Genomic DNA, 22,808 nt, shown 5'->3' on the forward strand with positions numbered 1-22,808 from the left:
AGGGGGCCATTTCCTCCTAATTACAACTCATTACAAGAACGTTCTTTTCATTTTATATAAAAAAAGGTCGCTCTATCTTGCACCCATCAATCGATTGAAAGCGGACAACCGTTTCGGGGTAGCTGCCGGGACAATTAAAGATCCGCATCATTAAAAAAAGAATCGGGAACCAGGTTCCTGAGAAAACAGAATAATGATGAATAAAACATTCAATTTCATCACCGGCGCATTGGGAACTGCCGGAACCATGCAAATGGTAGATCCTATCCCTGACGGAGGAGACGAGATCAGCACGCTGGTCATGCTCCTCACCAAGACCCTGATCAGTTTGCTGGGCGGTATCCTTACCAACCAGGTCGCAAAACTGTTCCGCAAAAAATCCGACAAAAAAGAATAGGCGGATATAACCGTAGCCTGCTGAACAAATGAATAAAATTTTAAAACACTCTGCTGAATAAAAAAACTCTTTTATAAAAAAAGAGATTCACTGTTCAAAAGGCGCGGTGGCCTGTCCGTTTTCCGGGCCGGCGGCTGGCGGGAAGGGTTAATGGGCGACTTCAAGGCCTTGCGGGCCAGCCGGAAATTAACCCTGACGCGGGCAGATAGGTTTAAACCGACTAGACCTTTTTCGTTCTTTTTGGGGCAATGCCAAAAAGAACAAAAATAAAGAAATAAGAATCAGGGCTGCAGACTTATTCAGCAGGCCCAAATTAAATCAATTTTTTAATCAGTCTGATCAGTAATAAAACAGCACACAGAGCCGCACCGCCGTGCGGCTCCCCTCTGGTAAAATCACCATGAGGGGTACTGCGGAATTCCAGGGCCACACAAGCAAAGACGCGTCACCATGGATCCTGATGCTGATGAATCGGGCCCGGATGCTCATAACTAACCGGTCAGACACAAAAAACAAAAATCATGGGAACAACCAAAAAAGGAATATTGGGTAATTTCTACGGAAAAGTAGGAACCGTAATCGGAAGTAAATGGAAAGGCATCAAATATATGCGTTCCTTGCCCGATCCGAGCAGTAAACCGCCTACAAACAGGCAACTGAACCAACGGGAGAAGTTCAGGCAGGCAACAGCCTTTCTACAACCGCTGGGGCCTGTCCTGAGAATAGGTTTCCGAACCCAGCAACAAAAGCAAACACCTATCAATGCAGCTCTTTCCGACCTGCTGATCAATGCCATGGAAGGCGAAGCTCCGGCTTTTGCCATCAATTATGAGCGTCTGAAAATTGCCAAAGGCAATCTCACAGGAGCCCGCGATGCTTCGACCAACCTGGAAGACAGCTCCATCAATTTCTCCTGGCACGACAATTCAGGTGAAGGAGACGCCCATGCAGAAGACGATGCACTGGTGGTGGCAGTCAGTGATACCGCAGCACCTCTAATGGCCATAGGGGCTGTCAGCCGTAGTAATGCAGCGGCCAGCCTGACAGTACCCCAGGGTACTTCAGGAAGTATATTCCATTGCTACCTGGCATTTGCCGGAACCGGAGAACGCACCCAGGTAAGTAACAGTAATTATCTGGGGACAGTGGAAATTCCGTGATTCTAAGATCATAAACAGGACCGGAGCTATTGGTTCCGGTCCTAACCTTACATTCCCGGATGAAACCTAAGATGGATACCAACAGAAAATTAAAATTTATTATACAAAATTCCGGTTTCCCAATCCTGTTTCCATTGAAACACGCAGAAAACCTGGAAAATATCATCCTCATCCATCACTTCTCCGGTTTTATCTAAATTTATTAACACACTCATTATCTAAATATTAAACATTTCAGCCTTTATGAATTGAACCTTACCACCAATCATAAGAACTTGATTTTTTAATATATTTTAGTATATTTTTAGTTTCATTTCCAAAATAAACGGATATTAATTTTGATATCCTTTAAACCAATTAACCTAAAAATCTAATTAAAATGACCGAAACTCCCTTAACCCGGAGTTATTTCATGGTGCTCGACCATGTTAGAACCCAATGGCAAAATGTGGATCCAAGTAACCTTGATGACCCGGAAAAAGAATTCTCTCCCATTTTTGATTCCATCGTGAATCATATCAGGATGATAAACACCAATCCTCAAAAAACAGAAACAGTAGAACTACTGAGAAAATCCTTTAACAGTTTCATTTACATGAAACGTCAGTACGACAAATTTGACTGGCAAATAAATCAGGTTCCTCAAAAGTCATTAAAGTCTTACTACATGGACGTGGCTTTCTATCTGAAAATATCGCATTTTCTAAACAATGCTGCCACAGTATGGTCCCCTTTACTCCCCCACAATATTCTGCCCCCATCCCATCTTACACATGCTAAGATTGATATGGAATCGTTGCAAAAGATAAAAACGCAATGCCCTCACCTGGAAGAGTTGATACACCGGGATATCCGAACTCATCAGAATCCACTGAAATCAATGATCTCTACCCTGCCCTCATTCTCAGAAAAATATAAGGATCAGGGATTGACCCAAATGCTTAAAACGCTTGAAATCAATTTTGGTCTTTTCCCACCTCACAATCTTTCCGACGAAAAACTCATGCTTTCAAATTTGAAAAAAGCAAAATTGTATTTACAAAACAGTTCGTCAATTCTTAATTCTTTCAACATATTTTACAGGATCATAAATACAGGTATATTAAACATTTACAATACCGAAAATTTCATTTGCAGAATTATTGCAGAATGTCTAAAGAGCAAAAATCCACTACCGGAACTGGAGAGAATAAATTCATCTTTATATGCTTATGGAAAACTGGGAAAACCACACTACACCAATTCCGAACTGAACACCAATACCTATTGCATTTACGACCACCTCAAAAGAAAAATCAAAAATGCCATTAAAGAGTCCATCGATGTTACCGACAGTACCCCCAAAATACAATGGTTCGACAGTCAGGAGAAATTTCTGGAGCTTTTTAGCAAACTCATCAAAAACAAAACCATCCTCATTCCCAACCAACGCGACCGAAATAACACCATCAACCTGATATCAAACATATTCCTGGTAAAAATGGTGCGTGGAGAAGGTTTCTACTCCCCTGTTTCTCTTGCTAAATATTTGCGGGAAAGAATCAGTGAATATATATAGGAGGCTGAGTGGCCTCCGGAGCCATTCCAGTCCGGGAATGTTGTCATGCTAAGCCTGCGAAGAACCTCTCAGAATTTAGTCAGTAGTGCGTAGCCAGTAGCCAGTAGTATCAAGCACCTGTGTCCATCTGCGGCCCCCTGTAACGTTTCCGGTTTTGAATGGTAACACCACTGCGCAAAAGAATCCCATGAGATTAGCACCTGTCTTTAGGCAGGTGATACATTATATCCCGGATATTCCATGCCAGCCGGCTTCAAGCCGGCTTCTGACCAACAACCAACACCTTGAATGTTTTTTGAAAAGCCGGCTCATCCACCATGTATGGTACATCAATAATCCCCCGGCTAAACCCGGGGGCTAATCTCATTATAAAAATTCATATTAAGAGCATTTGTCATTCTGAGCCTGCGAAGAATCTCAGGATTTAGTCAGTAGCCAGTAGTAGGAGCCAAACTAGTAACTCAACCACTCCGTGATGCTCTGTGTGAAAAAGGCAGAAGAGAGAAGGCAGAAGGCAGAAGAAAAAAGAGGTTGAGGCTAAGAGCGTGACTTGTCATTCTGAGCTTGCGAAGAATCTCTAAACAACACAACAAATGGAATAATATATAAGTTAAACCTATTTTTTTTAAGAAACAGATTCTTCGTCGTACCTCCTCAGAATGACATTCTACTTGGTGTCACCCCGGTCCCTGAAAGGGGCAAATTTGAGTAACCCCGGATGTAGTCCGGGGTAAAGAAACCCACCACACAAGGTCCCTGAAAGGGGCCAACAGGAACCAAATTCTCATCCATCCATAAACATACGTTACCTTCGGGATCGGGTTCCCTATTATTATAAATAAACATACAAGCCACTCAGGCTCCGATAATTGATCATTAAAAAGATGTCACCTCTGCCGGGTTCTTCTGTCTTTAGACCTGCTGATTATTTCCCAGGAAAAAGCAAAAGCAACTCCCATTACCCGGCTCCGATTCCAGCCAAATATGACCTCCGGCAGCCTGAACAGTTTTAGCCACAAGGGTCAGTCCGATGCCAAGGCCCGGTTCACGGCGCCTTCTGTTTCTACCTTCTCAAAGGCATCAAAAACAATTTTCTGGTTTTTCGATGAGATTCCGGCCCCTGTGTCTCTGACAAAAAAACCGGCCTTTCAGAAGAATCCAAGTAACAGCCAAACTCTACAACACCTGCTTCGGTATATTTGAGCCCATTACTGATAAGGTGTAACATGATCTCCTGCAAATAGGCCAGGTTGGTCTTTAAAACAAAATTCTCCGGAAGGCGCACAGAGGCCCTGATTTCGACCTTCTCTCTGTGATAAGTTTCTTTTAAATTAAAGGCTTTCTCTTTGAACTTACTAAAAAATATCCACGGACTCACATCTTCGTCCGGACTAATGCTTGAACGCCACATAATTTAAAAAAGTAAAGAATCCGCATTTTCGAAAGTAGTAATAACATGGTCGGCAAGCTCACAATTCTGCTCCCCGGCATCAGGAAGGAATGCGACAACACGCATGCCAGCGCTTTTGGCTGCCTGCATTCCGTACAATGAATCTTCAACGACCACACACCCGGATGGAGGCGTCTTCAGCCTTCGGGCAGCCTGCAGATATATGGCGGGATGGGGCTTCCCTTTTTCCTCATGTTCGGCTGAACAGACAACATCGAACATATCCTCCAGTCCTGTTTTTTGAAGCACCGAGGGAATCACCCTCGCAGGCGAATTGGTAGCCAGTCCGATCTTGAAATTCCGGGATTTCAGCTGTTCAATGAAAGGGAGAACGCCATCAATGGTGCAGTCCGTGCATCTGATTAGCTCAATAACCCTGGAGACCACTTTCTGTTCTGCAACTTCAGGAGGTTCGTGTTTCCAGGGAAACCTGGAATACCAGAATGCAGTCACATCTGCCGTGGTCATAGCTCTGGTACGCTCCAGACCTTCGGCAGTCAACTCCACCCCCAACGATGAAAAAACTTCAGTTTCGGCCTGTGCCCAAAGCTCCTCTGTGTCAATCAAAACACCATCCATATCAAAAATAACTGCCTGGTGAACCATCATATGCTATTGATATTAAACTATTGGTATTCCTGCTAACACCTTCTTTATCCATTTACCACGGTCATCGACTGATAAACCGAAAGTCACGCCATAAAGATGATCCAATTCATCACGGGTAAAGACATATTCCTTGCCGACAGGGAAAGAAAATTTTATTTCATCCACATTTTTCACCAGCGAAAAAAGAACAGCTGACCTCCCCATATAAATCTCTTTCAACGTACTCTGCTTTATCGAATCCTTCTGCGCCATGCAAAATACATGAATAATGTATGGCCTGCTGTCGGTTGACAAAGCAAGCTTCTCCCGCTCCACATCCAACAAAGTCAATATATTTCCTACAGCACTGGCATCCCCCACAAAAGATTGATTATAGCCCATTAACCTATCAACTGTACCCCTGTTCTGCTTTTTTGGAAAGCTACATGCTATCCCCAAACTGAGAACCGTACACATCAGTAACAAAACTTGTTTTCTCATATCGGTCAAACAAAAATAACAGAACATCATAAAGATTCAATTCACTGCAATTCAAAACGCACCAAAATTGAATACTCCAGTTTTATTTTCTCAAATTCTATTTGCGGAGCTGCGCTTTCATTGCCCCCCCGGGCTTTGACAACCATATTGGCCATCATGCTTTCACCACTCTTATACGCCCCGTAAATATGCGAATTTAATTCCTGAATATAAAGTGCCTGCCCTGCTGACTGACCAATGGCCTGGGTCAGTGAAGCGGCTTTCTCTTTTGCAGCTTTTATGGCATTTATCTTTACTTCTGTTTTAAACTTTTCCAGTTGGGAATGATCCACACGCTCTATGGATATATTAGAAATTCCCAACGAATGCAGTGTCTGAAATACCCGTCCCACGGTTTTTGCAGCTGTCACCACCAACTGGTATTCTTTTTGTGCATTGATATCGGCACCAAGAATCCAGTACTGTCTGAAATTGCTCACCATATCCTTTACAGAGAGTGCTCTGGAAACATCAATTCCGGTGGCTTCAAGTTTACTTATCATTTTCTGCTCCACCTCATCAACGGTCTGGTTGCCTTTCAGCTCTTTTTCGTTTAGCAGAATCTTCAGATAAATCTCGTCGGGAACGATTTCCATCTCAGCTTTACCAGTGACTTCAATGTAGTTTTGATCGATAAAATTTTTGTTTCCCGGTTGACTGAATGCCGTCAGAGAAATAGTTGCCAGCATTAAAATAAATAAGTTCTTCATTTGCTTCTATTTTATTAATTAAACTCCGCTACTGCAAGAGTAATTGCAGCTCCTGCACTTGCAAAAAACAGGACCATTGCGTCTCATTACAGTTAAATGAAATGGTCATCCGTCAGATGACAATAATACTGATAGGTTGCGTGAAGAGAGGGAATTTAAATGCCCCGGCTAAATCCGGGACCTATACGGATTAATCCATGCAACCACCGTACCACTCGTTTCCGCACCAGAGGTTCAACAGCCCTCCTCTCCTGACGAGAAAACAATGAAAGGCCCCTCCCCATCCCTCCCCCAAGGAGAGGGAGTAAGCCGCTTCTATCACACATATTCATTCTACCATACTGTTGCCCCGCCGGGGCTGGTCCATGGCTTCGGAAAACTTTTGATATTTCTTGTCAGAATCTCTTATTATTAAAAAGGAGGCCCCATCCCATGAGATTAGCACCTGTCTTTAGGCAGGTGATCCCTTACACCCCGGACATCCTATATCAGCCGGATTCAAGCCGGCTTCTAACAACAATAAAAACCTGGTATATTTTGGGAAAAGCCGGCTCGAAGCCGGCTCATCCACCATGTATGGCATATCAATACCCCCCCCGGCTAAACCCGGGGGCTAGACTCATTATAAAAATCCATGCATCGGAAAACCACATGGGCTTTTAAACAGTCATATCCCCACAAATAGAAATATCCGAATTTATCTTTCCATAAGCCTCATGCACTGTGCTCCATGGCCGTTTCTCATCTGCGGTCATCTGCGCCATCTACGGATTTCCAAGTCTCAAAGTCCCCCTTGGGGGGATTTAGGGGGCTCCATCCCCCCTTCTCCCCAAAATTCATTATCTTCGCATAGTAAACCAACAAATATTATGCTACAACTCACAAAAACCGCTATAGAAGCCGCATTGGCAGGTGCTGCCGAAATCATGGACGTGTATGACAACCACGATTTCCAGGTGCAGACCAAAGAGGATAATTCCCCACTGACCATCGCAGATGTGCGGGCACACAACATCATCAAAAAACATCTGGAAGAGACAGGCATTCCCATTCTCAGTGAAGAAGGTGCTCAAATTCCTTATGAAGAACGCAAAGGATGGTCGCGTTTCTGGCTGGTCGATCCCCTCGACGGCACCAAAGAGTTCATCAAGCGCAATGGAGAGTTTACCGTCAACGTTGCACTGATTGAGAACGGGACCCCGGTACTCGGAGTGGTTTACGCCCCTGTTTTGCAGCAAATATATTTTGGTGATCTGGAAAATGGTGCTTTTCTGGCTCAACACATCTCTCCGGCAGAAACACCGGAAACCATCTCTCCCCGAACTGAGAAACTTCCTATTGCTCAGCAACGGGAAACCCTGAATGTAGTAGCCAGCAAGTCGCACCTCAATGAAGAGACCAAAAATTACATTGCACAACTGGAACAATCATCCGATCGCCCCGTAAAAACTGTCAGCATTGGCAGTTCCCTAAAACTATGCCTGGTAGCCCTGGGCGAAGCTGATGTGTATCCCCGCTTTGGCCCTACCATGGAATGGGACACCGGAGCCGGACATGCGGTGGTGAAAGCTGCGGGGAAAAAAGTGATGCAGGTAGATGCAGATGAAGAACTGATCTATAATAAGGAAAACCTGCTCAATCCGTTTTTTGTGGTGAAATGAGGGGAAAGGCCCCATAAATACTCCCAGAGGAACTAAAGGATTAGGTTGAGGCTGAGGTTAAGTATCAAGCAAAGTGGTTACCCTAAAAAGTTTGGGGAATAATGCATATATTACCTAAGTTGAGCGGTACGAGGGTAACGAAGTAGCGCATTACTTAGCGTTAACCCCGACTTAGAAAATGTTGGTTTTTCACCATCTTTTTGGTGAAAACCTTACATTTTCTTAATCGATTGAGTGAGAACCGCTCAATTTGGGTATGACAGATGTGGCTATTCCCAAGAGGGGGTAAACTTGAATCGAAGATCGACGATAGTCAATACCCCCGGGGCGATAACCCGGGGAAAAGCTGAACAAATGAGACCGGGTCACCGAATGGGGACCCACTATCAACTTGCTGATTTTTTTGGCTTTTACAAAAATCTATCATTGATAGCTTGCGAAGAATCCTCTGTCCGGGTGAATTTGTAATCCACACGGTTATAAGTTGCGTATTTGCCGCTCGGCTCTGCCGCTTTGATAACAAAGAATCCGCTTTATTTGGATTACAAATCCAAGGAAGGTAAACGGAGTGGATTACAAATCCACTCCGACGAAGTGAGACTAAGGCTAAGTGTCATTCTGAGCCTGCGAAGAATCTCTAATAAATCAGTCAGAAGTGTTAACCAGTAGCGACGCACCCTCCAGAAACCAACCCCTAAGAGCTAACAACTACGAGCTAACAGCTAGTATCATTCTGAGCCTGCGAAGAATCCTTGTAAAATTTAAAACAACTAAGCACTAAAACCAATGACCACCAACATCCATACCACCTTCGACAAAATCTACGACCGCAGCAAGAAAGAAGAATTTCTCAATCAGCGATCCAAAGTCATATGGTTCACCGGCTTGTCAGGCTCGGGAAAGACCACCCTTTCCAGCGGTCTGGAGAAGAAGTTCTTTGCCAACGGCTATTTCTGCCAGGTACTCGATGGTGACAATATCCGTTCGGGCATCAACAACAACCTCTCCTTTACTGAGGCCGACCGCAAAGAGAACATCCGTCGCATTGCCGAAGTGTGCAAGTTATACCTCAACAGCGGTGTCATCACCCTGTGTGCTTTTATCAGTCCCACCAACGACATTCGCGATATGGCCCGCAGCATCATCGGAGAGGAAGATTTCATCGAAATACATGTCAGCACCCCCCTGGATATTTGCGAGGAACGAGACGTAAAAGGCCTCTACGCCAAAGCCAGAAACGGCAAGATTCCTAATTTCACAGGAATCAGCTCCCCCTTTGAAGTCCCGGAAGATCCCTTCATGCGCATCGATACCTCCTCGCAACCGGCAGATGAATCAGTGGAGCAGTTATTTGAAAGCATATTGTCGGAAGTGAAGGGGCCCCTCCCCAACCCTCCCCCAAGGAGAGGGAGTAAGCCACTTTCTTCATAAACATTCTTTCTACCATACTGCCGCCCCGCCGGGGCTGGTCCATGGCTTCAGATATTTTCGAACATTACTTTTCAATACCTCTTATTCCCATAAGAAACAGACTGACAGCCTCATGGTGTCTCAAAGTCCCCCTTGGGGGGATTTAAGGGGCCACTCCTCCTGGGGGGATTTAGGGGCCCACTCATGTTCCGGTTTTCTGTCACCCCATCCACTTAGTTACAGGCAACAAAGGCCTCCAAAAATGATCTTCCTATTGATAAAATCATTGCATTTTTGTATTTTTGAATTAAACACAATAAGACAATTATGCAAACTATTAATATACAGCTCAACAGAAGTCAATTTCTTAAATCCATTCGTAAAATGGATGAAAAAGATAAATTGGCGATATATGAAGAATTGAAACACTCCTTGTTTCCAAAGCGATTTGAAAAGCTTCTTAAATCGACACAATCCGATGAAATTTCTTTTGATGAAATAACAAAGGAAGTAGAAGACGTCAGGCAACAAAGATATGAAGAAGGCAAACAAGGCAAGTAGAGTAATTATTGACACCAATGTATGGATTTCATTCTTGATTGGGAAGCACTTAAAAGGCTTACATAAGATCATCTCTTCCGGCACAATACAAATAATTACCTGTAAAGAACAGATTTCTGAACTATCAGAAGTTTTCAAAAAGCCCAAAATCCGCAAGATATTTACGCAGTACCAAATAAATGAGTTTTTTGAATTACTGGATGATTGTGCTAAAGTTATTGATGTAAAATCAAATGTGGATATTTGTAGAGACCCAAAAGACAACTACCTTCTTTCTCTTGCCATAGATGCAAATGCACACTATCTGATTACCGGAGATAACGATCTTCTTATTCTCCAATCTATACATTCTGCAAATATAATCTCCTACAAAGAATTTGAACGTTTACCCTTCAAAGCCCATTAATCCACCTGCGGATTCCCCCTACCCCTCGTTTCCGCACGAGGGGTTCACCATCCCTCGTCTCCTGACGAGAAAAAAAGGCCCTTCCCCGGCCCTCCCCCAAGGAGAGGGAGTAAGCCACTTTTATCATAAACATTCTTTCTACCATACTGTCGCCCCGCCGGGGCTGGTCCATGGCTTCAGATATTTTCGAACATTACTTTTCAATACCTCTTATTCCCTATAAAAAACAGATTACCTGTCTCATAGTATCTCAAAGTCCCCACTGGGGGGATTTAGGGGCCATATTTAGGAGGCCCCATCCCATAAGATTAGCACCTGTCTTTAGGCAGGTGATCCCTTACACCCCGGACATTCCATATCAGCCGGCTTCTAACAACAATAAAAACCTGGCATATTTTGGGAAAAGCCGGCTCGAAGCCGGCTAATCCAATGTATATGGGATATCATTAATCCCCCGGCTAAACCCGGGGGCTAAACTCATTATAAAAATCCATGTATAGGAAAACCATATGGGCTTTTAAACAGCCATATCCCCACAAATAGAAATATCCGAATTTATCTTTCCATAAGCCCCATGCACTGTGCTCCATGCCCGTTTCTCATCTGCGTCCATCTGCGCCATCTGCGGATTTCCCTGTCTAATGGTATCTCAAGTCCCCCTTGGGGGGATTTAGGGGGCCCCCGTAACCTTTTATCAATATTTTTCGTACATTCGTCAAAGTTTTTAATTGTTTCGTCACAGAATAACACCCAGGTAACCAGGTAACAACCATCGGCTCCCAACCGTGTTGTTCCACAAAGCAGTACAATATGAAGAAGATTTACCCTTTACTCATCGGTTTATTGGTATTTTTTGCCAATTCGTTTCATGCTCAGGCACAGGATGAAATTCCTCCTGAAGTTAGCTCCTACTACCCTACTGAGGATGCAACGGGTGTATCCCTGGACGTGGTGCTGGAGTTGACGTTTAATGAGCCAATCCAATACAATTCATCCAGTACTTCCAAGTACATTATAATTGAAGAAACAAACAATCCTTCAAATAGGTTGCTTGATATTTTTATCGCTAATGGCAGAGCAGGTAGTTTCTCAGGTAGCATTGAACTTAACAATAACTCAATAACTCTCACACCCTCTTCAACTCTTGAACCTGAGACCCAATATTCTGTAATAATCGATGCTGGTGCTCTTGAAGATGCAGCAGGAAATTCTTTCTCCGGTATCGACGATACGAATACCCAATGGCGTTTCACCACCGTATCCCGCCCAGCTGTTTCAACGGTTTCGCCCGTCCACAATGCCACAGGCGTCACAGGACTTCAGCAGTTGTCTGTTACCTACAACGAGGAGGTAACCTTAGCGGCTAACAAAAACCTCACCATCAAAAAGTCAGACGGCACTGTATTTCAGACCATCAATACCAACGATGGTACCTTAATATCTGTCAACACCACCGATAACAAAACCGTGGAGATTAACCACAATGCCTTTAACGGAGATCAGGGATTTTACATTGACGCAGATGAAGGGCTTGTTGTTTCAAATACATCAGGAGTGGGTTCTGCTGCCATAGACGGAACATCTTCGTGGGCTTTTACCACCGCCACAGCGCCTATAGTTGCCGAATATGGTCCGGCCAATACCCCGGAAGCAATCGTCCATGCCGATGAGCCATTGACTCTCAGGTATGATAAGCCTGTTACTTTGGCCTCCGATAAAAATGTGACCATCTATTCTGACGGTCAACAGCATTTTCAAACCATCAACACAACAGATAACCCTGCATTTTTTACGTACGATTCCAATACCTACACGCTAACCATCGATCACAATCTTTTTCCGGCATATTCATCCATTTATGTGGTGGTGGACGAAGGTCTTGTTACTGCGGATGATAACAAAATCGCTTCCACCAAGGTTGACGGACTCAACCAGGAATGGGATTTCATGACTGTCGCTGCTCCGGTTCTGCAGGAAGTTGCCCCCAACGGGGTTACTAAGGTGCCGGGAAATCAGGCTTTGACACTCACATATAATGAAGACATCACAACGGGAGACAATAAAAACCTGTACATCTACAATACGGCCAACGAATTGATTGAAACCATCAACACCACCAACAACAGCGCTAATTTCTCCATCACAGATAAAATTCTGACCGTAACGCACTCACCTCTGTCCGGCAATACCGATTACTACATTCTTACGGATAAAGGCCTGGTAAAGTCGGCCAATACTGCAATGGAGGCAGATGCCATCTCCGGCACATCATACTGGACTTTTACCACTAACGGAGGTCCGGTTGCAGAGATTCTGACTCCTGCTGCCGCCGCAACCGGAATATCCATCACAGCACCTTTCAGTATCGATTTCAATGAGAATATTGTCCGGGGAACATCAGGCTCCCTGACCATTCGTGAAAGTGACGAAACAGTAGTGGAGACCATCGCTTTTGACAGTGAACAACTTACTTTTGTCAATGATATCCTAACCATCAGTCACTCAATTCTATCGCCTGAAACCACCTATCACATTCAAGTAGAAAACAGCATGGTGGTATCGGATGCCACAGGGACTCCCTGGGAAGGCATCAGTGACGAAAGCTGGAGTTTCACCACTGCCGGAGCACCAACCATATCAAGTTATGACCCATTAAACGGGGAGACTTCGGCTCCGGTAAACCAACCATTAACGCTCACATTCTCCGAGAACATTAAGCGCGGAAACACAGGTTATCTAAACATCCGCAGAGACGATGGCAGCGAAAACGGAGTTGCCTTTAAGGCTTTCTCTTTCGATGATCCCGATCTGGTTTTCTCAAACAACACGTTGAGCATAAACCATGACTTGCTAACTGCAGAAACAACCTATTTTGTAAAAATTGAACCCGGAGTAATTGTGTCTGAAGGTACTGATGTGACTTTTGGTGGAATAGCTGACAATAACCAGTGGCGCTTTACCACAGCAGCCCCCCCTACGGCCAACTCTTTTGACCCCGTCAGCGGTAATGAGCTAACATCAGCCACCGGCAACCTGACCATTACCTTTTCTGAAAACATTGAATTGGGAACATCAGGGGCAATCCGCATTAAATACGAAACCGATAATACTACTTTTCAGTCCATCACTTTTGAAGATACTGAAAACATCAGCATCACAGACGATGTGCTTACCATCTCTCACCAGGAATTCCCTCCATCCGAAAGCTTTTACGTCCTCATGGATGCAGGGTTTGTAAGGTCAACAGCCAGTGGAGTGGCATTTCCCGGATTAGAAGAAACCACCACCTGGACCTTTACCTCACCTGCAGGGCCGGCCATATCCACCTATGATCCGGCCAACAACAGCTTCGACATACCGGTAGATGCACAACTGATTCTGACTTTTGACCAATCCATTGCCAGAGGTACAGGGAATATGGTCATTCATTATCAGGATGGAGGTGGTGATGCCGTAATTGTAAGTGCCACATCAGAAAACAAACTCACCATCAATGGTAACACATTGACCTTTTACAATCTGAATATGCCACACGAAGAGACCCTCTATGTCACCATGGATGCAGGTTTTGTAAAATCAGCCGATACAGGTTTTGCTTTTGATGGCATTTCTGACAATACCGACTGGGTATTCACGACCCTTCCGGAACCACCATCCTGGATAACCGGATATCCGGTTTTCAGCGACATCACTACCAATAGCATTGATCTGGATTTGCAAACCAATATCGATTCACGTTACTATTTTGTGATTTCTGACAGTGAGGCAGCGCCGACAGTGGAACAAATCGTTGCCGGCAAGTTGTCAGCAGTAGTTGATGCTATGGTCGCCGGGGATGGCCCACTAACAGCCAATACCATTTTTACACATACCGGAATTGACATCTCTGAATCGAATCTGCCTTCAGGTTCCTATTACTACATGCACCTGGTGGCAAAACACACCAACAAAGACCTCTATTCTAAACCAACCACCCTACTGATTGACAAGGTGGCACCGGTCACTACGATTTTTCCGGCCGATGGAACCGATTATTTTCCACAGGATGGAAAAATAAAAATTTCCTTCAATGAGAAAATCTTCGACAACTCAGGAACCGAATATGCTAACACCAACCTGACCGGGCTGATTGGGTTGACCGTTACTGATGGTGGCGCCTCTGTCAACCATTCGGTCAGCATCGCCCCATCAGGAAGAGAAATAACGGTTACTCCTTCGGCTGATTTACAACCCCGAACCGGATACACCATAACTGTCAATCAGGTATATGACGAGATTGGCAACGGACAAACAGTTTCTACAGTTACCACCTTTACCACAGACCAGCTTTACACCTGGACAGGAGCAGGAACAGATGCCACTGTTTGGACAGACCCGGATAACTGGGAAGGCCAGCCTCAGGGAGGCTATACCGATGGCAGTGTTCATATTCCAAATTCCGTGACATCCTATCCGGAAATTTCAGGCGACATTACCATCTACAACCTGAACATTGAACCGGGGGCATCTCTCACACACTCATCAGGCATTCTTTCGGTAAGTGGTGAGTTCAGACTGCAATCGTCCGATCAGGTTAATGCCTCCTATATTTATACCGGAGGCAGTCTCACAGTGACGCCTGACAGTGTAAAAATTGAACAAGCCATTTCGGCCAATAATAGAAACTATAATGTATCATCCCCTACCAATGGAGCAACAAAGGCTGACATGGGGGTTACCAATAAACTCTTTGAATGGAGCAATGGTGACGGAAGCTTTTTAGAACTGGGAGAGACAGAAACGCTTCAACCCGGTCATGGATACCTTCTGAGAAGCGAAGTGGGAACAATCACCTTCTCCGGAGGCATCAATCTTTCCGATATTACCATTCCTGTGCAATGGTCCTCTGCAGGTAAAGGCTGGAATCTGGTAGGCAATCCATTTACGGCATCCATTGACTGGAACAACGTCACCCAAAACAATGTGGCAAACGGTTTCTGGCTTTGGGACAATACTCAGAATCTTTACGGCGTATATAACCAGGAATTGGAAACGGGTGTCAATCTGACCTCATCGGTGATTCCTTCCAATCATGCGTTCTTCGTCAAAGTACCTGCTGAAATGCGTCACCTGGAATCGTCCGTCACCTTTGAAGTGGCTGATGTGCAAAACAACGAGAACTCCTATCTGAAATCGGCCGGTTTTACGCCTGCTTCATTAAAACTAGCAGGAAGCAACGGAGAAGTCAGAGATGAAACTGCCATTGTAATGCACCCCGATGCCATTGACGGTCTGGATCATCTGGATTCGGAAAAATATTTGTCCAGAGCCTCTGCCACCATAGAGTTGTTTGTCCCGGTTGATGGAACCAATATTGCAATCAATGCCATTCCTGACAGCGACTGGAAAGAAAAATCCATTCCTTTGGGATTTTATGCTAACCAGGCAGGGAGTTTCCAAATAGAAGTTTCCGAACAGTCCATTCACGACCTCGACCAGTTAATTTTGACCGATCATGTGGAGAATAAAGACTGGGCACTGAGTGAATACTCCCCATACACTTTTGATGTGAACACCTCAGGGACCAACTCTTCACGATTTACCCTGAAAATGGTCAGAAAGTCAGTGGCCACAGCCATACAAACTCCGGAGAAAAAACAATCCGACAATTGTATCGTTTACACGCATCAGTCACAAATCGTAGTGGAAACACCCAATGTTCAAAACCTAAGGTATCATCTCAACGACCTGAGCGGACGCACCCTGGAAACCGGCAAACTAAATCCGGGTTCCACTCATTACATCGATACGCCCGTCAGCGGTATTTATGTGGTTACCATCCTGTCAGAAAATGGGAAGGAACAGCATAAAGTGGCTGTAGAGTAAAGAGATTGGTTTCCTACTCCGCTGAAGCTTCGTAGGATGAAAGAGAAAAAAATTGAGGTTAAGAATATCCCCCTACCCCTCGTTTCCGAACGAGGGGTTTTTCATCTCTCGTCTCCTGACGAGAATTCTATCCAAAGACCGCCAATCATCATAACAGGGTGTCACCCCTGCCGGGGCTTTTCCATATAATTTAATGCCAATGCTACCATACTGCCGCCCCGCCGGGGCTGATCCATGGCAACCCAAGATCCCAAATATTTCACTAGGAAAAGCCCCAGGAGTAAGGCAACAATCTGGTAGAACATATACAACACAAAAAATAATTTAATCCCCGGCAGGGGTAACACTTTTTCAAACCTGAATCACTCAGAAACAAACCCAAAACACTCAACACAAAACTCCCGCCGGGCGAATTTCTTTTCAGGTAAAAGGACAAATCACCTGGTCCCCACAACTTTTCAAACGAATTCTTCCCCCTGAAAAATTCCATCCCCCTCCTTGGGAGGGGTTAGGGGAGGCTTTCCATCCCTCTCCCTGGAGGGGTTAGGGGAGGCCCCCCTTTTTTTTCTATCTTTGCAAAAAACACCCACATTGAAAAAAGATTCCATCAAACCAAAAGCGCTCGACATCATTGGCACAGCCTGCCGGGATTACCTACAAAAACCCGACAAAAATCTCAGCATTGAAGTCTGGAGCAACATCGCTGAGACCGACATCATTCCGGTTCACTATCTCTTCCGCCCCTATAAAGAAATGCCCTCGTTGGAACAGGAAGCCCTGACTCTGTGCAAGGGTAAAGTGCTGGACATCGGAGCAGGTGCCGGATCACATGCGCTATGGCTACAGGAACAGAACATGGAAGTCACAGCCCTCGAAATTAGTCCGGGCGCCTGTGAAGTAATGCAGCAACGGGGCGTAAAGAACATCCTGTCGGAAGACTTCTTCAACCTGACAGAAGGAGTCCGCTACGATACACTTCTGATGCTTATGAACGGCATCGGAATCGCAGGCACCACCCATCGTTTAAAAGAATTTTTCTCTGTCGCACGAAAACTGCTGAAACCCGGAGGCCAGATATTAGTTGACAGCTCCGATTTGCGCTACCTCTTTCTGGAGGACGACGGCAGCATCCTCATCAATCTCAACGACAGCTACTACGGTGAAGTGGAATACCGCATGAGTTACAAAGGGCGCAAAGGACGACGCTTCCCCTGGCTTTTCATCGACGACCAGCTGCTGCAATACCATGCAGAAAAAAACGGATTCCGGTTTGAACGCATCGCCGAAGGGGAGCATTTCGATTATCTGGCAAGATTAACAATAACCTCCTGAATTTGAGAAAACGGATTAAAACTAATCTGTGCCATCTGTGTATTCTTAAACGTTGCTTAGCAACCCCTGTGATTCCCCCGTTCGGGCGGATTTGTTTTGTAATTGCGTGATAAAAAACTAATTAAAAATTTGAGAACGAATGGAACCGCTTCGCTCTCGCTAAATATTTTTTAGACATATTCTTTTGTGATATTTATGCTTAAAAAATATCATGCTCGTTTCATCATAAAACTCATCTGCGTCCATCAGTACCATCTGCGGATCCTAAAAAGTTGCGAAGCAACCTCTGTGATTCTCTGCGTCATCTGCGGATATTATATTCTTTTACAGCAGTCATTCCCATCCCCGTTTCGTTCGTAAAGATTTTCAAGTTAACCCTGCCTGACAATCACAATAAAATCTCCCAACTCAAAGAATCAATCCCCCTCCTTGGGAGGGGTTAGGGGAGGCCTCCAATTGATCATTGATAATTGATAATTAATCATCGCTTTCCCTCCCTTCATCAACTAAACCCCTCATTCACGTACCCTTTGCTATGTCAATAGCGTACAAACAGTTAAATTTACGCGTTACTTTTAAAACACACGAATACCCGGGTATCTGAAAATAAAAAAATTCAAGGCACAAGAAATTTTAAAACCGGTGTTTACTAAAGTATATGAGGATTTAAAAATTTTGAAGCAACGCAGAAGTTTGCATTTTTTGATGTTACCACAATGAACAAGGCTTTTTGAACATGGTTACACACAGGGTTAAATTGACGATTATGAAAACACTTCTACTTAAAATTGGATTGATTGGGGGAATGTCTCTGTTTATTCTTTCTTTATCGGCTCAAACTCCAAGCATAATTGAAGGGGGGTTCAATCCCGCACCAGGAGAAAACAGTGTTCCTATTAATGAGACATTGACTTTGACATTTGATGAAAACATAAGTTTTGGAACTACCACTTTTTACAATATTGAAATTAAAAATTCTGATGGAAGTCAGTTTGAAAGTTTCCCTATATTTGGAGGCATTAGTTACAATCCAAAACTTCACATCCCTCCAAATTCAAATACGCTAACCATCAACCATTTTGATTTTGAAATAAATTCCACTTACTACGTAATAATACCCGATGGAGCTATCCAGGGCTTTTCAGGAATTTCCAATCCTGACGCATGGAATTTTACCACCGAAGCCGGTCCACCAAACTGGACCGTACAACCATCACTAATTAACGAATCCCCTACCTCGGTGGATCTTACCGGAGGTACTGATCAGGATGGCACCTGCTATTATGTTGTTACCGAATCTTTAACCTCGCCCTCCAACACCTTCATTACAGAGGGTAAAGATGAAAATGGAAATCTGATGGACGTGAGTGGTTCTGCGACACTCACAGCAAACAATACTTTTACCAAAAATATCGACATCTCTGATTTAAATTCAGGAGTAAGTTACTACATCCACATTCTGGCATACAACGGAACTAAATTTGCAGAAGACGTAGTTAAAATTGAAATCGACCTGAAAGCACCATCATTATCCAACAACTATACTCCGGCGGATAATGCAACCGGAGTTCTTTTGGAAACATCCATAACGTTACCTTTCAATGAAAAATTATACAGCACCGACGGAACTGAAATAACTTCAGATAATGCATCCACTTATTTCAGAATCGAAAGCACTTTCGAAATCGTACCTTTTAATGCAGTATTTTCCAACAATGACAAAACCATCACCTTAACCCCCTCTAAAATACTTGAGGGAAACACCACTTATACAGTTTCATTCCTTCAAAAATTTGAGGACATTATCGGTAATGAGCAGTCAACCAAAACCGGCAGTTTCTCCTTTACCACCGAGCTGGCAAATAAATGGACAGGCAATGGTGCTGATAGTGACTGGGAGACCCCCGAAAACTGGGAAGGCAGTTATACATCCGGAAACAGCATTAATATACCGGCTGGATTAGCAAACTATCCTGTTATTGAGACAGGAACAACCGCCACTGTGAACAATCTTTATGTGGAACCGGGGGCTTCTTTAACCCTCAATGGAGGAACTCTTAACATTAACGGCCTTTTTGTCCTTCAATCCAGTTTGGAATCCAACGCTTCGTTCATTCCTGCCGATGGTACTCTAAATGTAGATCCGCAAAATGTTCGGTTCCATCAACACATTGAAGCCAATGACAGGAATTACTATATTGGCACTTCTGTTAGCGGTGCAACCAAGAATTCTGCACAAATCACCAATCGCCTATTTACGTACAACAATGACAACAACACATTCGTAAGAGCAGAAGATGACACAGAATTAATTCCCGGTATTGGTTATTTATGCCGGAGTGACAACTCACTTATATTTAGTGGAATTCCTGTCACTACAAACAAGCAGGTTTCCGTTCAAAGGAACAATACCGGAGGTTTAGGCTGGAATCTGATTAGCAATCCTTTCTCTGCAACGATTGACTTCAATCAATTGCAGTTTGAAAAAACAGAAATAACAAATTCTTTTTGGATTTGGGACAATCTTGAAGAAAAATACAACACTTACAATGCTGAGTCTAATGTAGGTATTGGAATTCCTAACGGACAGTCAGGCATTCCCTCGCATCAGGCATTTTGGGTTAGGGTATCACCGGGAGTAAGTACAGCTAATCTTACCTTCACAATTAGTTCTTTACAAGCCAACAGCTATTCTTATCTGAAATCAGCATCTTCCGGATTGTTGTACCCCACTTTCAAAATGGAAGCTGTATTCAATGGAAAAAAGGATGAGACCGCCATTGTATTTGCAGAAAATGCAAGCAACTCATTAAGTGATCCATATGATACAGAAAAGAAACTGACATCGAATATAGATTATTGTCAGATATTTACCTCTTTCACCAACGAAAGCAACATCACAACCAATCTGGCAATCAACGGACTACAGCCCTCACAGACCGAAATATCCGTTCCATTGATTTTTAAAGTTGCCAAAACAGGAATTGTAACTTTCAACATCAAAGACCTGACCTTACCACCCAATTCACAGGTAATTTTAGAAGACAAGGAAATCAATGATTTTATAACTCTTAATACTGAAAGCTCCTATCAATTTGAAGTCACTGAAACTGGCACCAACTCCTCCAGATTTGTCATACATTTCTCTGGAACCAAGGAGATTGTAACTTCTATCAACGATACCAATGATAATAACAATTCAAAAAAAGCCAGCTTCTACACAAACAATTCTGGAATAATTGCGTATATTGGCCAATTAAACAATCCCTCATACAGATTGTTGGACACCAATGGAAAACTCATTGATAGTGGCAGATTAAATCCCGAATCAGAAAACAGGATTGCAGTCTCAAGAAAAGGTATGGTTATCCTGATTGTGGAATCAGAAAAAGAAAAACTTGAGTTCAAAACTGTTTTCTAAACAACTTGTTGTTTGTTTAGAATGAAAAACCCGTTTAATAAAAAAAAATATATTCGTCCCGAACTCGTTGAAGTGGAGTTAGACAAAATGATTGTTTTGCAAGTTAATTCAGATGGACCTCCTATTCCTGATGATGATATTTGGAACTCTTCTGAAAACCCAACCTCCACTTCCGACTCCACTGATGAGTCCTTCGAAAAAAGCAGTTTCGAAGACAACCCTTTTCAGCGGTAATGATTTGGTGTGCAAAATTTTAATCATAGAAACGACTTCAGATATGAGGTCGTTTTTTTTGTTTGGGAGCGTGCTGGCTGAGGATGAGATTAGCCCCGGTCTTTAGGCCGCGGATTCCAGAATACCACAACACCTTCTTGTCAGCCGGCTTCAAACCGGCTTCTGATAAACACCAATGATTTCTACATTTCCCCAAAAGCCGGCTCTTCTGACCTGTGTGCCGTTTCATTAATCCCCCGGCTAAACCCGGGGGCTAGGCTCATTATAAATTCCATACATAAAAAACATAGATTATATCAATTTGAACGCCTTCTATGAGGTTTCCCCCAAAATACATATATTTGAAAAAAACATTCCCCCATGTCATTGATATCATTCGTTGTCCCAGTATATAACCGCCCTCAGGAAATAGATGAATTGCTGGAGTCATTTACCCACCAGCACAGCAAAGATTTTGAAATCATCATCGTGGAAGACGGCTCCACCCACAATTCCCAGGACATTGTAGAACACTGGTCACAACAACTGCCGGTGCGTTACCTGTGGCAGGAAAATACCGGCCCGGGACCGGCACGCAACACCGGAGCAAAGGAGGCCAACAGCGATTGGGTAATTTTCCTGGACTCAGACTGCCTGTTACCCGAAAAATACATTGAAATAGTGTCATCAGCCCTGAACGAAGCACACTTTGACTGTTTCGGTGGACCTGACCGGGCACACGAAGACTTTAATGCCACACAGAAAGCCATCGGACATGCCATGAATAGTTTCCTTACCACCGGTGGCATCCGGGGCGGCCGGGAGAAAATGGATAAATTTTATCCCCGAAGTTTCAATTTAGGCGTACGAACCAAAATATTTCATTCAATCCGTGGTTTCTCCGGGATGCGCTTTGGCGAAGATCTGGATTTCAGCATGCGGCTGTTAGAAGCCGGATTTACCACTACACTGCTACAAGACGCATGGGTGTGGCACAAACGCAGAAATAATTTCAGCTCTTTCTACAAGCAGGTCTTCAACTCCGGCATAGCCCGTGTCAACCTGGAAGCCAGACACCCGGGAACCACAAAGGCCGTACACCTGCTCCCATCGCTATTCACCATTGGCTATCCGGTGGCAATATTACTCTCGTTTTTTGTTCCTTTTTTCCTGTTTTTTGTGCTGGTTCCCCCCCTGGCATTTTGGGGCGGCGCCATTCTCTCCCTAAAGCAAATAAAACCTGCAATTCTGGCTGTGCCTGCCTCTTTTACACAGCTAACAGGCTACGGTTTGGGGTACATGAACGCCTGGATTAAAAGAAAAGTCTTCAAAAAAGAGGAGTTCAATGCCTTTGGAGATAGTTTCTATGAATAGGGAACCTCTCCCCAGCCCTCCCCCAAGGGGAGGGAGCAAGCCCCATGCTTTTTGCTTTTGCTCCATGCTCCATGCTCTTTTTTTTATTACCTTTACGCCTCGAAAAAAATAAATCCGTCCTTGTAATTATTTAAAAAGGCTGTCGGTCTTGTTGGGGGGGGG

General features: G+C 44.0%; 17 protein-coding genes and 1 pseudogene. 12 read left to right on the plus strand and 6 right to left on the minus strand.

Features of this window, described 5'->3' with window-relative positions; translation table 11 throughout:
• The first annotated feature begins 193 nt into the window (after positions 1 to 193).
• Both W7W_RS0109150 and W7W_RS21950 read left to right on the plus strand, forming a co-directional pair.
• Positions 194 to 397: a hypothetical protein gene (locus W7W_RS0109150; RefSeq protein WP_148660932.1), complete on the plus strand. Its 204-nt coding sequence runs from the start codon at positions 194 to 196 to the stop codon at positions 395 to 397.
• A 521-nt stretch (positions 398 to 918) separates the two neighbouring features.
• Positions 919 to 1,557, plus strand: a complete 639-nt coding sequence (locus W7W_RS21950; RefSeq protein ID WP_010663488.1) for a DUF6266 family protein — start codon at positions 919 to 921, stop codon at positions 1,555 to 1,557.
• Positions 1,558 to 1,646: 89 nt separating this feature from the next.
• Here the strand turns inward: W7W_RS21950 and W7W_RS23980 are convergent, their stop codons facing one another.
• Positions 1,647 to 1,772, minus strand: a complete 126-nt coding sequence (locus W7W_RS23980; protein WP_262492827.1) for a hypothetical protein — start codon at positions 1,770 to 1,772, stop codon at positions 1,647 to 1,649.
• A 164-nt stretch (positions 1,773 to 1,936) separates the two neighbouring features.
• Here W7W_RS23980 and W7W_RS0109165 point away from each other — a divergent pair, with 164 nt between their 5' ends.
• The gene (locus tag W7W_RS0109165; RefSeq protein ID WP_010663489.1) at positions 1,937 to 3,115 is read left to right on the plus strand and encodes a hypothetical protein; all 1,179 of its coding nucleotides are present in this window, start codon (positions 1,937 to 1,939) and stop codon (positions 3,113 to 3,115) included.
• A 912-nt stretch (positions 3,116 to 4,027) separates the two neighbouring features.
• Here W7W_RS0109165 and W7W_RS24050 read toward each other — a convergent pair.
• The 5 genes and pseudogenes from W7W_RS24050 to W7W_RS0109195 all read right to left on the minus strand — a co-directional run.
• Positions 4,028 to 4,165 (minus strand): annotated as a pseudogene (locus W7W_RS24050) (ATP-binding protein); the annotation flags it as partial.
• Between the two features lie 13 nt (positions 4,166 to 4,178).
• Positions 4,179 to 4,526, minus strand: coding sequence for an ATP-binding protein (locus W7W_RS22860; protein ID WP_010663490.1), 348 nt, complete (start codon positions 4,524 to 4,526; stop codon positions 4,179 to 4,181).
• Positions 4,527 to 4,529: 3 nt separating this feature from the next.
• On the minus strand, positions 4,530 to 5,174 hold the full coding sequence (hxpB, locus tag W7W_RS0109185; protein WP_010663491.1) for a hexitol phosphatase HxpB: 645 nt from the start codon (positions 5,172 to 5,174) through the stop codon (positions 4,530 to 4,532).
• Between the two features lie 12 nt (positions 5,175 to 5,186).
• Complete coding sequence (locus W7W_RS21960; protein ID WP_010663492.1) at positions 5,187 to 5,555, minus strand: DUF4825 domain-containing protein; 369 nt, start codon at positions 5,553 to 5,555, stop codon at positions 5,187 to 5,189.
• 140 nt (positions 5,556 to 5,695) lie between these two features.
• On the minus strand, positions 5,696 to 6,403 hold the full coding sequence (locus tag W7W_RS0109195; protein ID WP_010663493.1) for an SIMPL domain-containing protein: 708 nt from the start codon (positions 6,401 to 6,403) through the stop codon (positions 5,696 to 5,698).
• 869 nt (positions 6,404 to 7,272) lie between these two features.
• Here W7W_RS0109195 and cysQ point away from each other — a divergent pair.
• The 9 genes from cysQ (at position 7,273) to W7W_RS0109255 (ending at position 22,646) form a co-directional block, all read left to right on the plus strand.
• On the plus strand, positions 7,273 to 8,064 hold the full coding sequence (gene cysQ, locus W7W_RS0109200; RefSeq protein WP_010663494.1) for a 3'(2'),5'-bisphosphate nucleotidase CysQ: 792 nt from the start codon (positions 7,273 to 7,275) through the stop codon (positions 8,062 to 8,064).
• 786 nt (positions 8,065 to 8,850) lie between these two features.
• Entirely contained in the window at positions 8,851 to 9,495 is a 645-nt protein-coding gene (gene cysC, locus W7W_RS0109205; protein ID WP_010663495.1) for an adenylyl-sulfate kinase, read from the plus strand.
• Positions 9,496 to 9,858: 363 nt separating this feature from the next.
• The gene (locus W7W_RS0109210; RefSeq protein ID WP_234408955.1) at positions 9,859 to 10,035 is read left to right on the plus strand and encodes a hypothetical protein; all 177 of its coding nucleotides are present in this window, start codon (positions 9,859 to 9,861) and stop codon (positions 10,033 to 10,035) included.
• Positions 10,010 to 10,441, plus strand: a complete 432-nt coding sequence (locus W7W_RS0109215) for a putative toxin-antitoxin system toxin component, PIN family (RefSeq protein WP_010663497.1) — start codon at positions 10,010 to 10,012, stop codon at positions 10,439 to 10,441. Before W7W_RS0109210 ends, W7W_RS0109215 begins: the two co-directional genes overlap by 26 nt.
• A gap of 810 nt (positions 10,442 to 11,251) precedes the next feature.
• Positions 11,252 to 16,306: an Ig-like domain-containing protein gene (locus tag W7W_RS0109225; protein WP_010663499.1), complete on the plus strand. Its 5,055-nt coding sequence runs from the start codon at positions 11,252 to 11,254 to the stop codon at positions 16,304 to 16,306.
• A 591-nt stretch (positions 16,307 to 16,897) separates the two neighbouring features.
• On the plus strand, positions 16,898 to 17,638 hold the full coding sequence (locus W7W_RS0109240) for a class I SAM-dependent methyltransferase (protein ID WP_010663500.1): 741 nt from the start codon (positions 16,898 to 16,900) through the stop codon (positions 17,636 to 17,638).
• A gap of 766 nt (positions 17,639 to 18,404) precedes the next feature.
• Positions 18,405 to 21,059 carry an Ig-like domain-containing protein gene (locus W7W_RS0109245; RefSeq protein ID WP_010663501.1) on the plus strand — a complete coding sequence of 885 codons (2,655 nt, stop codon included), beginning with the start codon at positions 18,405 to 18,407 and terminating at the stop codon, positions 21,057 to 21,059.
• Positions 21,060 to 21,071: 12 nt separating this feature from the next.
• Positions 21,072 to 21,293, plus strand: coding sequence for a hypothetical protein (locus tag W7W_RS0109250; RefSeq protein ID WP_157202461.1), 222 nt, complete (start codon positions 21,072 to 21,074; stop codon positions 21,291 to 21,293).
• A 360-nt stretch (positions 21,294 to 21,653) separates the two neighbouring features.
• Positions 21,654 to 22,646: a glycosyltransferase gene (locus W7W_RS0109255; protein WP_010663503.1), complete on the plus strand. Its 993-nt coding sequence runs from the start codon at positions 21,654 to 21,656 to the stop codon at positions 22,644 to 22,646.
• Positions 22,647 to 22,808: the final 162 nt, after the last annotated feature.

Origin of the sequence: Marinilabilia salmonicolor JCM 21150 (genome assembly GCF_000259075.1) — a bacterium.
GTDB classification, from domain to species: domain Bacteria; phylum Bacteroidota; class Bacteroidia; order Bacteroidales; family Marinilabiliaceae; genus Marinilabilia; species Marinilabilia salmonicolor.

Excerpts from the sequence above, each read along its gene's own strand:
- W7W_RS0109150 (WP_148660932.1), top strand. The coding sequence starts at position 194 with ATGATGAATAAAACATTCAATTTCATCACCGGCGCATTGGGAACTGCC.
- W7W_RS21950 (WP_010663488.1), top strand. The coding sequence starts at position 919 with ATGGGAACAACCAAAAAAGGAATATTGGGTAATTTCTACGGAAAAGTA.
- W7W_RS23980 (WP_262492827.1), bottom strand. The coding sequence starts at position 1,772 with ATGAGTGTGTTAATAAATTTAGATAAAACCGGAGAAGTGATGGATGAG.
- W7W_RS0109165 (WP_010663489.1), top strand. The coding sequence starts at position 1,937 with ATGACCGAAACTCCCTTAACCCGGAGTTATTTCATGGTGCTCGACCAT.
- W7W_RS22860 (WP_010663490.1), bottom strand. The coding sequence starts at position 4,526 with ATGTGGCGTTCAAGCATTAGTCCGGACGAAGATGTGAGTCCGTGGATA.
- hxpB (WP_010663491.1), bottom strand. The coding sequence starts at position 5,174 with ATGATGGTTCACCAGGCAGTTATTTTTGATATGGATGGTGTTTTGATT.
- W7W_RS21960 (WP_010663492.1), bottom strand. The coding sequence starts at position 5,555 with ATGGGCTATAATCAATCTTTTGTGGGGGATGCCAGTGCTGTAGGAAAT.
- W7W_RS0109195 (WP_010663493.1), bottom strand. The coding sequence starts at position 6,403 with ATGAAGAACTTATTTATTTTAATGCTGGCAACTATTTCTCTGACGGCA.
- cysQ (WP_010663494.1), top strand. The coding sequence starts at position 7,273 with ATGCTACAACTCACAAAAACCGCTATAGAAGCCGCATTGGCAGGTGCT.
- cysC (WP_010663495.1), top strand. The coding sequence starts at position 8,851 with ATGACCACCAACATCCATACCACCTTCGACAAAATCTACGACCGCAGC.
- W7W_RS0109210 (WP_234408955.1), top strand. The coding sequence starts at position 9,859 with ATGGATGAAAAAGATAAATTGGCGATATATGAAGAATTGAAACACTCC.
- W7W_RS0109215 (WP_010663497.1), top strand. The coding sequence starts at position 10,010 with ATGAAGAAGGCAAACAAGGCAAGTAGAGTAATTATTGACACCAATGTA.
- W7W_RS0109225 (WP_010663499.1), top strand. The coding sequence starts at position 11,252 with ATGAAGAAGATTTACCCTTTACTCATCGGTTTATTGGTATTTTTTGCC.
- W7W_RS0109245 (WP_010663501.1), top strand. The coding sequence starts at position 18,405 with ATGAAAACACTTCTACTTAAAATTGGATTGATTGGGGGAATGTCTCTG.
- W7W_RS0109255 (WP_010663503.1), top strand. The coding sequence starts at position 21,654 with ATGTCATTGATATCATTCGTTGTCCCAGTATATAACCGCCCTCAGGAA.